The following is a 10,619-nucleotide window of genomic DNA, read 5'->3' as shown; positions in this document are numbered from 1 at the left end:
ACTCCCCTAAATAATAACTTTACTTTGGGGGTAAGTTAGAAAGGGGGATGCCCCCTTTCTAATATTGGAGATTCCTCGTGGCTATGCCACTTCGGAATGACACGGAAAAATCGGCTTCGGAATGACAATTATTTTGAGGGGGCAAAACACCGCCCCATCAATACTTTCCTAAAATAATAATTTTGCCCTTGAAGAAATTTAAGGGATGCTTATCCTCATCCAATAATTAGATGCTCCTTACATTAAAACCTTTAAAAAGGAGTAATTACTTATTTTTTAAATTTTTCTTATCTTCTATGAAACAGACAGGACAGAGTTTTCCCGGGCCTTTAAAAAGTGCGCCACACTTAGCACACTTTTTATAGCCAAGTTTCTCCATCCTTTTTTCGGCAATTTTATAAGCAACAAGAACATTCCTAAAAGACTCTTTTAAATTTTTATTACCTCTAAAATGCAACACGAGAGAATCAATCCACTTGTAATCAGATTCATCTAACTCTACATTAATACTCTCAATATTTTCTTTTTCTGATGTTTCTCTTTTTTTAACCTTTAGCTTTCCGTCTTCAACTGCAATTAATCTAAAATTCAAAAACTGAATAGGCGTATCCTCTCCACTTTTTTCCTTTATCATTCTTATCAAATCATCCTTCATTATTTCAAGTTCCCTTTTGAAAAGTGGGGAAGTTACCCCAATAGTAAGAGTGCCATCCTGATATTTTAAAGGCTTTGTATACTTAGCAAGTTGCTCGCCTACAATTTCATCCCATTTGACGATGGGATAAAAGCCTTTAATTTTTTTAAGAAGCCCTCTCTTTTCAAGAAATTCATTAATTCCACTTTTAATTATTTTCATTCAGAACATCCTCAAGTATTATAACATTTGCACTATTGAGAATACTTTTTGAAACATCATTAGTACTAACGGAAGTTAGTATCACTTCATTATTCTTTATATAATTCAATATTTTTTCCCTTTTAACCTCATCAAGGTGAGAAAAAAAGTCATCAAGAAGAAGTATAGGTGTAGTACTTTTATACCTTTCAATTAATTCACTTTCAACAAGCTTTAAAATAAATCCAATACTGTAAGCCTCTCCCAATGATGCAAACTCTCTTAAATTAATCTGTCCATCAAAAATTTCAATCTCGTCAAGATGGATACCGTAAAGAGTTCTCTTTCTTCTTATCTCTTCTGTAATAGAATCTGGGTCAAGCAATTTTTCAAGTTTTGAAGGGCGATATACAATCGAAAGCTCAGATTTTTTATCAAAAATAATATAAAATATATCTCTAATTCTTTCATTGAAGTCATTTATTATTTTTTCACGTTTTTCCATAATCTTTATTCCGTAATCGTAGAGTTCGTGAGAAAGAAATAACAGTAAATCCATTGTAAATTTACCGTCTTTAAGATATTCATTTCTTCGTTCGAGAAACGAGTAGTATTTTAAAATATTCTTATAGTAATCCTCATCGGTGAATGTTAAAACATGGTTGATAAAATCTCTTCTTTTTGATGGACCATCTTTAACGAGCTCAACAAGTGCATAATCTGTAACAATTACAGGAAACTTCCCTATAATCAGAGAAAACGCCTTAACTTTTCTTTTATTGAGATGTACTACCTTCTTATCTTTGCTAAAAAGTATTGAAAGGGTATTCTGACTTTGATCTAACCTGCTTACATTATTAAAGACTCCCTCAACAAAAAAATACTCCTCACTTACATTTACACAATTTTGGACGGCACTTGTTACAAAACTTTTTCCTGTTGATAATAAGTATATTGCTTCAAGTATAGTTGTTTTTCCGCTTCCATTTTTTCCAATAACTATATTGAAGCCGTTACTAAAATTGAATTTTTTTTCTTTAAATCTTCTAAAGTTTTGTAAAAGTAATTTTTCGATTATCATTCAATTGGTTTCTGCGGCATTATCACATAAAGATAATCGTTAGATTCAATCCCTTTTACTAAAACAGGGTGAAGTGGTCCTTGAATTCCAAAGAATACTGTATCATCTTTTACATGCTCTATACCATCAATAATTTTTTCGGCATAGAATTGCAGCGATACCTCTGCATTTGTTTCACAAGGGATTATCTTTTTTCCTTGTCCTATATCCGACGAACTTGATTCAACAATAAGACTTCCATGTGTGAATGTAAAAATAATTCTTCCTGTACCCTTCTTTGCAAATACCTCAATTATATCAAGTGCATCCATAAGGACGTTCTTTGCAACTTTACCATAAAATTCAGGATCCTGTGGAATCACACTTTCATACTGAGGAAATTGTCCGTTAATTAAGAGGCTTGTAAGTGATAGATTTGGAAGTGAAAATTTAATATTGGATTCAGCAATTTCTATTTTAACAGTGGTTTCATTCTCATAGGAAAGATGAATAAGGATATCAAGCGCTTTCCATGGTACAATAAAACTTGTTTTTGGAAGTCCTGCCTCATTAATTCTATTTAAGGCAAGTGCAGTACTATCTGTCGCAACTAAATTTACATATTCATCTTTTATATCAAAGTAAACTCCTTTAAATTCACGCCTACTTTCTTCTTTTTTAGCGGCAGCAAAAATAGTATTTTCAATAAGCTCTTTAAGTGTCCCAAAAGTAAGTGTAAAATTTATAACTCCCTCTACCTCAGGAATAACAGCAAAGGCTTCAGGATTAAAAGTATGAAGTGTAAATTCTCCACTATCTTCTTTTATTGTTGCCTTCTTCTCTTTTATATCAAGTTGAACATACTCTCCTTTAAATTTTGGTACAATATCCCGTAAAATATCGTATGGAAGAATTGTTTTTAATTCTTCTCCAAATTCTTCTACTTCCACATCAATAGAGTATTTCATTGCCTGTTCGAGATTCGTAGTTGTAAGAGTCAATTTATTATTTACCTCTAATAGAATATTTTCTAAAATAAGGTCAACTGATTTACCTGAAATTACTTTTCCAACATTACTTACTGCCTTTGTAAGCTCACTTGTCTTTGCCTTTATCCTCATAATTCACCTCTCTTTTATTATTAATTATTTAAAAAATATTGAAAAAATCATAATCATCTTAATAATGCATGTGGAATATGTGGAGAACCATAGACATAACATATGATTTGCAAGTTCTGTTTGTGTAAAAATCTGTTAATAGATTGTCTAAGTTTTCCACTTTTCCACAACCTCGCTTAGAATCCACAATATATCCACACTTATCCACAGAATTATCCACATTTTGCACAATTATCCACACCTATCCTTTTAACTTGTTTATAATTTCGTCCACGAGTGCACGCATTGTTTCAGTTTTATTTACTTCCTCTTTTATCTTTGCGTATGCGTGCATTACTGTTGTGTGATCTCTCCCACCAAAGGCATCTCCAATCTGGGGAAGAGAGAGGTCGGTAAATTCTCTTGTAAGATACATCGCAATTTGCCTTGGAAGAACAATGCTTTGTGTTCTTCTTTTGTCAGATAGGCTATCAACATCCACGTTAAAATATTCTGCAACAACTTTCTTTATTCTGTCAACGGTGATGGGTTCTGAAGTTTGTTTTATAATATCGGAGAGTGCATTCTTTGCAAACTCAACTGTGATATTTTCATTTAATAGCGATGCCTTTGCAACAAGCCTGATAAGAGCACCTTCGAGTTCTCTTATGTTTGAGAATATGTTATTTGCAATATAGGCTAATACTTCATCCGAAATTGTAATATTTTCTTTTTGAGCTTTCTTCCTTAAAATGGCAATCCTTGTTTCATAATCAGGTGGTTGAATGTCCGTTATAAGACCCCATTCAAAACGAGATCTAAGGCGTTCTTCAAGCGTTGCAAGTTCTTTCGGTGGCACATCGGAGGTAATCACAATTTGCTTACCTGCCTCGTGGAGGGCGTTAAAGGTGTGGAAAAATTCTTCCTGTGTTCGCTCCTTTCCCACAAGAAATTGGATATCGTCAATGAGCAGCACGTCTGTTGTTCTGTATTTCTTATGGAATCTATCAATAAGATCACTATTACTCTGTGCATTTTGTATTGCAAAGATAACTTCGTTTGTAAATTTTTCAGCAGTGGTGTAGATGATTTTAATATCCTTAAAGTTTCTTATAAGTTCATGCCCTATTGCATGAAGAAGGTGGGTTTTACCCAAACCAACTTTTCCATAAATGTAGAGAGGATTATACACCTTTCCCGGATTTGATGCAACGGCTTTTGCTGCGGCATAAGAGAGCCTATTTCCGCTGCCAACTACAAATTCTTCAAATGTGTAATCCTTATTAAGAGTAATGTTATTTACAATAATAACGGGCGGCGTTTTTGGTTTTTTCTCTTCAACGAGGATATTTAAGGAAATGTTCCTCCCGGTTACCTCTTTTAAGGTTGAGTTAACTAAGCTTGCATATTTTGTTTCAAGCATTTCTTTTACAAAAATGGAAGGTGCCTTTAAGGTAATTTCAGAATCGCTTTCTGAAACAAATTCCACAGGTCTTATAAATGTTTCAAAAGCAGGCACGCTTAAAATTTCTTTTAGTTGTTCTAAAACTTTTTCCCAGGTATTCATACAAAAGTATTATATGAAAGTTTTCCACAAATAAAAAAGGTTTTAAAGCATTGGTTTTATGAATATCCACATGAAAGCTTTTATCTGAAAACAGTTTTGTTTATAATTTAAAAGATGAATTTGAAAGGAGGCTTTTAGATGGACTTTTCAATCTTTATCGGAGGTCAAGCTGGCGAAGGCATCAAGCGTGGCTCAATGCTCATTGGTAAGGTATTCAATAGATATGGTTACCATGTATTTATTATGAACGATTATGGATCGATTATACGCGGAGGAACAGATTACTCGGAGATAAGAGTCTCAACGAAGGAAATCCACACATCCTTCAATAGATTTGACTATATGTTTGCCTTCCATATGGATGTATTTGAAAAATATAAGGATAAAGCAAAAGAAAATTGTTTTACTTTAACTCTAAATGATTTTCCATATGATGAAGTTATAAAAAAAGCAGATGCTGAACCTTTTATGAAGCCGTCGATTGTGTTAGGAGTTCTCACATTTATGTTGGGTATTCCACAGAACTTTGTTGAAGATGTAATCGAAGACGACCTTGGAAAAAATGCACCAAAGAACATCGAACTTTTTAGAATTGGTTTTGAATACGCAAGGGAGAAAAATTTCAACAATATTCATCTTATCAAAGGCGAGAAAACACCAAAGCCTCTTCTGTATGGAAATGATGCAATAGGGCTTGGGGCAGTACGCTCAGGAATGAAGGTGTATGCAGCATATCCTATCACTCCATCTTCAACTTTACTTGAATTTCTTGCAAAGAATGCGGATAGGTTAGGAATTATTGCACTTCAACTTGAAGATGAGATTGCTGCGATAAACCTTGCGTTGGGAAGTGCCTATGCAGGAGTCCCCTCAATGGTTGGAACATCTGGTGCAGGGCTTGACCTTATGGGGGAGACGATAAGTCTTGCAGGTGCGGTTGAATTACCTATTGTTATTCTTGATGTGCAAAGGGTTGGACCTTCAACAGGTGCGCCAACTTACACTGAGCAAAGCGATTTAAACCTTGCTTTAAATATTGGGCATGGGGAATTTCCGCGTATTGTACTTGCACCAGGAGATATTGAAGAGGCATTTGAGTTAACTGCAAAGGCATTTCAATTTGCTTTATGGTATCAGACACCTGTAATAGTACTTTCAGATAAGCACATTTCAGAAAGTGCAAGAACAACAGATATTCCTTTCTCAAACAATTATCCACTGATGATAAAAACCTACGATAAAGACTTCGATGGACCTTACCATAGATATAAAATTACAATAGATGGTATTTCTCCATTTGCACCCCCGGGAACACCTGATGTTATTGTGCATGTGAATTCAACAGAGCATACTGAAGAAGGTTATTCATCAAGTTTGCCTGAAACCTTGATCAAGATGAAAGAAAAGCGTCTCTTAAAAATGAAAACAATTGAGGAAGATTTCAAATTGATGAAATTTATAAATGTTTTTAATGAAGGGGATGTTGCAGTTGTATCTTTTGGGTCTCCTAAGGGTGCAATCCTTGAGGCAATAGAAGGTTTTCCAATAAAGTTTATTCAGGTTGTTTCCTTAGAGCCATTTCCTAAAGAGGCAGTTTTAGAAGAGATTGCCCATGTCAAAAAAATCATATCTGTTGAGCAAAATTCATTCGGTCAGTTTGCAGACCTTTTCGAGAGAAAAATAGGAAGGAATATTGATAAAAGGGTTTTAAAATATGATGGAAGGCCATTTAGCCCTTGGGAATTAAGAAGCATATTTGAGGAGGTGTTAAAATGAACCTTGCAACGGATAGGAAAATTCAATGGTGTCCTGGTTGTGGAAATTTTGGAATATACAATGCCCTTAAAAGTGTTTTAGAAAAAGAGATAGAAGAAGGATCAATTAAAAAGGAAAATATTGTGCTTGTTTCAGGTATCGGTTGTTATGGATATATAACAAACTACTATCACTTGAATTCATTTCATACAATTCATGGGCGCGTACCTCCACTTTTAACAGGCATAAAGCTTGCAAATCCGTCACTAATTCCAATTGGGTTTGTTGGCGATGGCGATGCGTTTGCCGAAGGAATGTCACATACTATCCACATAGCAAGAAGAAATTCTAATACTAAGCTTATTCTTCACAATAACTCAGTTTATGGTCTTACAACAGGGCAATTTACTCCAACTTCTCCAAAGGGATTTAAAAGTAGGTCAACTCCATATGGCAATCCTGAAAACCCAATAAATCCTATAACTCTTATGCTTGTATCACAGGCAACATTTGTTGCAAGAGGTTTTTCGGGAGATATAAAACACCTTCAATACATATTCGAAGAAATGATGAAACATAAGGGTTTCGCTTTTGTTGAGGTGCTTCAGCCTTGTGTCACATTTAATAACACTTACCAATACTATAAAGAGCGAGTTTATAAGTTAGAAGATACAGATTATAAACCTAATGATTTTAATGTGGCACTTCAAAAATCACTTGAATGGGGCGAAAAGATTCCAACAGGCATATTCTTTAAAAATGAACTTCCAACTTATGAAGATTTAGTTTTGAAAGAAAAAAATCTTTTCTATGAGCGGAACATCCCAGACCTCAAGGATATTGTAAATGAATTTGTTTAGTTAGAAGTAGATTAATCAATTTTTGCAAGCTTTGTATGTAATAAATTTTGCATATAATAAAAATAGATGTAAAAAATTAAAAATTATATGGTATATTAGGAGGAATTATGAAAAATAAACTCTTAACTTCTTTAATTATTTTTGCATTAATATTTTTATCGGTTGGTTGTGCAAGAGTTTCAACTTCTCCCAACTTAACTTCGTCAACTTACACGGTATCTTACATGAATCTAAATTCAGAAGTGAATTTAACAGGTACAATTTTCTATATTGATGAAGAAAATGTGTATCCCAAGGTATCAGGAATTGTAAAAAATGTTTTTGTAAGTGAAGGTTCACTTGTAAGAAGGGGCGAAAAGATTCTCGAAATTGATTCAACACAGGCAAATCTATCATATCAAAATGCAAATGCAAACTATCAAAATGCAAAAGTTTCTTATGAACTTACCTTAAAATCGAAGGCAGATCTTGAAAATAGCGTTAAACAAGCAGAAAATAACCTTAAAGTCGCACAGGCTTCTTATGATGTAGCAAAGGCAAATTACGATTCTGTAATGGGAAGTGATAAGGCAACAGACATGCAAAAGAAACAAGCAGAGCAACAGTTGATTCAAGCTGAGACAACACTCAATAATGCAAAAATTCAAGTTGATAATGCAAAAAGACAACTTGATAATTTCAATCTTAAATTGGAACAAATAAAAATACAGCTTGATCAAGCAAAGGCATCTTTAGATGTAGCAGCAAAGTCGCTTAATGATTATGTTATAAGAAGTCCAATTGATGGTATCGTCCTAACAATGAATGCATCAGTGAATGCGCCAGTTCAAATGGGCATGCCTGTTGCTATTGTTGGTAATCCAAGGGGATTTCTTATCACTGCCTATGCAGATGAAATTGATATGCCGAAACTAAGAGTAGGAGAGACTGCAACAATTACCTTTGATGCAGTACCTCAAATAACTCTTAAAGGTCAAGTTTCGTTTGTTGGACTTAAAAAAATGAACATTCAAGGTGGCTCTGCATATGTTGTGAAGGTTCAAGTGGATGAATCAAATCCAAATATAAAATCTGGAATGTCAGCAAATATTCTTATTATTACAAGTTCTAAGAAACATGTTCTTGCTGTGCCAATTTCATCAGTTGTAACTCTTGCAGACGGGCGTACATTTGTGGATAAAGTTGTAAATGGTAAGGTTCAAAGGGTTGAGGTGAAGACAGGGATTTCCTCAAATGCATATGTTGAAATTGTAAGCGGATTAAGTGAAGGAGATACAATTCTTCTTATACCAAATGCAAATAGCACAACTTCGAATTCACCTTTTGGAGGATAGGGCATGTCTTACTTAATTGAAGCAAGAAATCTTATGAAGGTTTACACATTAGGTGAAGTTGAGATTCCTGCGCTAAGAGGTGTGAGTCTAAATGTACAAGAGGGAGAACTCATTTCAATTATTGGACCATCTGGCTCTGGAAAATCCACGTTGATGCATATCTTAGGTTGTCTCGATACACCTACAAGTGGTGAGTATCTTCTTATGGGAGTTAATGTATCTAAACTCAATGATTATGAGTTATCTCGTATTAGAAACGAAAAAATAGGTTTTGTATTTCAGACTTTTAACCTTCTTCCACATCTTACCGTGCTTGAAAATGTGCTTTTGCCTGTGCAGTATAGTCCAAACGGAGATTTAAGAAGTGCAACAAAAAGGGCATATGAACTTCTTGAAAAATTCGGACTGAAAAATAGAGTAAGAAATCGTTCTACTCAACTTTCAGGTGGTGAGATGCAGAGAGTTGCAATTGCAAGGGCATTAATAAACAATCCAAAAATTCTTTTTGCAGATGAACCAACAGGAAACCTTGATTCGAAGACTGGGCTTGAGATTCTAAAGATTTTAAAGGAGCTTCATAAAGAAGGTATGACAGAGATCATAGTAACACATGACCTTAATATCACAAGATTTACTGAGAGGATAATTAAGATAAAAGACGGACTTATTGAAGGTGAAGAAATTAATAGGGCCGTTTATGAAGTCGAGGGGGATATATATGAAAATTCTTAGAATTCTCAGAATGGCGTTTAATTCTCTGAGGCTTAATAGATTAAGATCTATCCTCTCAACGCTTGGTATTATTGTGGGTGTTGCATCTCTTATACTCATTACTTCTTTTGGATATGGTGCGCAAAGAGAAATCCTTTCAAGCATTAATAAGATTGGTTCTGATGCAATAATTATTACTCCAGGGAAGGTAAGTGATGTAAGAAGAGCATTTTCTTCGATTGGAAGTACTGTTACAAAACCTATAACCTATTATGATTTGAAGTTTCTTAAAGGCCAAATTCCGGGAGTTGTTGCAACTCCATCTCTTACAACGGCAAGAGCTACAGTTAAAGTCGGCGCAAATGAAATTACAGTTACGGTAAGTGGAGTTAATGAGGATTTTCTTGTAGCACTTGGGTATGATCTTGCCTTAGGAAGAGGATTTACTTCAACTGATGTTAATAGTTTTATGAACTATGCAATTCTTGGATCAAAAATTGCAAATGATCTATTTGGAACAGAACCGCCGCTTGGGAAAAGCATAACTCTTCTCAATACCAAATTCTATATAATTGGTGTCCTTGCGCCTCAGGGTAATACTATGTTTGGGAGCGTTGATAGAAATGTTTATATACCGATCACTAAACTCATTTCACTAACTAATACTAATTCATTGGGTGCAATTTATATGAAACCACCGAAAGGAATGTCAAAGGATGTGCTTATTGCATTAGTGACAACACTTCTTAAAAACAGACACGGTGTTGAAAATTTTACAATCTCGGATATGGAGCAATTTGCTAATCTTGCAAATACTGCAACTTCAATTTTGACAACTGCATTGACTCTTATTGGACTTATTGCTTTAATTGTGGGCGGTATTGGTATTATGAATATTATGCTTGCAACAGTTGCGGAGCGAACCCGCGAAATTGGGATAAGAAAGGCAGTTGGCGCAAATTCGATGGATATTTTGCTTCAGTTTTTATTTGAGTCAATTGTTATTACTGTTGTAGGTGGTATGATAGGTATTGTTATCGGAGTGCTTGGAGCACAACTTGCAAGTAGATTATCACCTACAGCTATAACGCCAAACTCAATAATTGTGGGTTTTACTGTTTCAGTCGCAGTGGGTGTATTCTTTGGAGTGTATCCTGCAGTAAAGGCTTCTAAACTTAATCCTGTTGAAGCACTGAGGTATGAATAAAAAATGTAGGGGAAGAGAATCTAACATTAACCCCCTTTAACTTCTCTAAAAGGAGGAGATTTCTATTAATCGAAGGGGTAAAAGTCCCCCATCAACCATTAGAAAGGGGGATGCCCCCTTTCTAACTTACCCCCAAGTCTCCCTCTCTACCTACCCCAGAAAGGAGGAGAATCCTCGTCACTTCGTTCCT

Annotated in this window: 9 protein-coding genes; 5 read left to right on the top strand and 4 right to left on the bottom strand. The window is 34.8% G+C overall.

Translation table 11 applies throughout. The features are described from left to right. Window positions 1-265 precede the first annotated feature (265 nt). The 4 genes from ACP5SP_RS06465 to dnaA all read right to left on the bottom strand — a co-directional run bounded on the left by ACP5SP_RS06465 (window position 266) and on the right by dnaA (window position 4,562). Window positions 266-856, bottom strand: coding sequence for a DUF721 domain-containing protein (locus ACP5SP_RS06465; protein ID WP_416085309.1), 591 nt, complete (start codon window positions 854-856; stop codon window positions 266-268). Continuing rightward, entirely contained in the window at window positions 843-1,916 is a 1,074-nt protein-coding gene (recF, locus tag ACP5SP_RS06460; protein ID WP_428076271.1) for a DNA replication/repair protein RecF, read from the bottom strand. Before recF ends, ACP5SP_RS06465 begins: the two co-directional genes overlap by 14 nt. Continuing rightward, on the bottom strand, window positions 1,913-3,016 hold the full coding sequence (gene dnaN, locus ACP5SP_RS06455; RefSeq protein ID WP_424597245.1) for a DNA polymerase III subunit beta: 1,104 nt from the start codon (window positions 3,014-3,016) through the stop codon (window positions 1,913-1,915). Before dnaN ends, recF begins: the two co-directional genes overlap by 4 nt. A gap of 241 nt (window positions 3,017-3,257) precedes the next feature. Next, a complete protein-coding gene (dnaA, locus tag ACP5SP_RS06450; protein ID WP_416085306.1) occupies window positions 3,258-4,562 on the bottom strand; it encodes a chromosomal replication initiator protein DnaA in 1,305 nt (434 codons plus the stop codon). Window positions 4,563-4,700: 138 nt separating this feature from the next. Between dnaA and ACP5SP_RS06445 the strand changes: the two genes are divergently transcribed. The 5 genes from ACP5SP_RS06445 to ACP5SP_RS06425 all read left to right on the top strand — a co-directional run bounded on the left by ACP5SP_RS06445 (window position 4,701) and on the right by ACP5SP_RS06425 (window position 10,429). After that, window positions 4,701-6,338, top strand: coding sequence for a 2-oxoacid:acceptor oxidoreductase subunit alpha (locus ACP5SP_RS06445; RefSeq protein ID WP_428076270.1), 1,638 nt, complete (start codon window positions 4,701-4,703; stop codon window positions 6,336-6,338). Continuing rightward, window positions 6,335-7,177, top strand: coding sequence for a thiamine pyrophosphate-dependent enzyme (locus tag ACP5SP_RS06440; RefSeq protein ID WP_424586993.1), 843 nt, complete (start codon window positions 6,335-6,337; stop codon window positions 7,175-7,177). Before ACP5SP_RS06445 ends, ACP5SP_RS06440 begins: the two co-directional genes overlap by 4 nt. 107 nt (window positions 7,178-7,284) lie before the next feature. After that, entirely contained in the window at window positions 7,285-8,511 is a 1,227-nt protein-coding gene (locus ACP5SP_RS06435; RefSeq protein ID WP_424606686.1) for an efflux RND transporter periplasmic adaptor subunit, read from the top strand. Window positions 8,512-8,514: 3 nt separating this feature from the next. Then, window positions 8,515-9,243: an ABC transporter ATP-binding protein gene (locus ACP5SP_RS06430; RefSeq protein WP_416085302.1), complete on the top strand. Its 729-nt coding sequence runs from the start codon at window positions 8,515-8,517 to the stop codon at window positions 9,241-9,243. After that, window positions 9,230-10,429 carry an ABC transporter permease gene (locus tag ACP5SP_RS06425; RefSeq protein WP_424586995.1) on the top strand — a complete coding sequence of 400 codons (1,200 nt, stop codon included), beginning with the start codon at window positions 9,230-9,232 and terminating at the stop codon, window positions 10,427-10,429. Before ACP5SP_RS06430 ends, ACP5SP_RS06425 begins: the two co-directional genes overlap by 14 nt. Window positions 10,430-10,619 lie beyond the last annotated feature (190 nt).

The organism is Caldisericum sp. (genome assembly GCF_049967455.1).
GTDB lineage: Bacteria > Caldisericota > Caldisericia > Caldisericales > Caldisericaceae > Caldisericum > Caldisericum exile_A.
The sequence above is the reverse complement of the archived record's forward strand: the minus strand, read 5'-3'. Positions and strand labels throughout refer to the sequence as shown.

Bases quoted from the DNA above. Each gene is read 5' to 3' on its own strand.
- ACP5SP_RS06465 (WP_416085309.1), bottom strand. From the start codon at position 856: ATGAAAATAATTAAAAGTGGAATTAATGAATTTCTTGAAAAGAGAGGG.
- recF (WP_428076271.1), bottom strand. From the start codon at position 1,916: ATGATAATCGAAAAATTACTTTTACAAAACTTTAGAAGATTTAAAGAA.
- dnaN (WP_424597245.1), bottom strand. From the start codon at position 3,016: ATGAGGATAAAGGCAAAGACAAGTGAGCTTACAAAGGCAGTAAGTAAT.
- dnaA (WP_416085306.1), bottom strand. From the start codon at position 4,562: ATGAATACCTGGGAAAAAGTTTTAGAACAACTAAAAGAAATTTTAAGC.
- ACP5SP_RS06445 (WP_428076270.1), top strand. From the start codon at position 4,701: ATGGACTTTTCAATCTTTATCGGAGGTCAAGCTGGCGAAGGCATCAAG.
- ACP5SP_RS06440 (WP_424586993.1), top strand. From the start codon at position 6,335: ATGAACCTTGCAACGGATAGGAAAATTCAATGGTGTCCTGGTTGTGGA.
- ACP5SP_RS06435 (WP_424606686.1), top strand. From the start codon at position 7,285: ATGAAAAATAAACTCTTAACTTCTTTAATTATTTTTGCATTAATATTT.
- ACP5SP_RS06430 (WP_416085302.1), top strand. From the start codon at position 8,515: ATGTCTTACTTAATTGAAGCAAGAAATCTTATGAAGGTTTACACATTA.
- ACP5SP_RS06425 (WP_424586995.1), top strand. From the start codon at position 9,230: ATGAAAATTCTTAGAATTCTCAGAATGGCGTTTAATTCTCTGAGGCTT.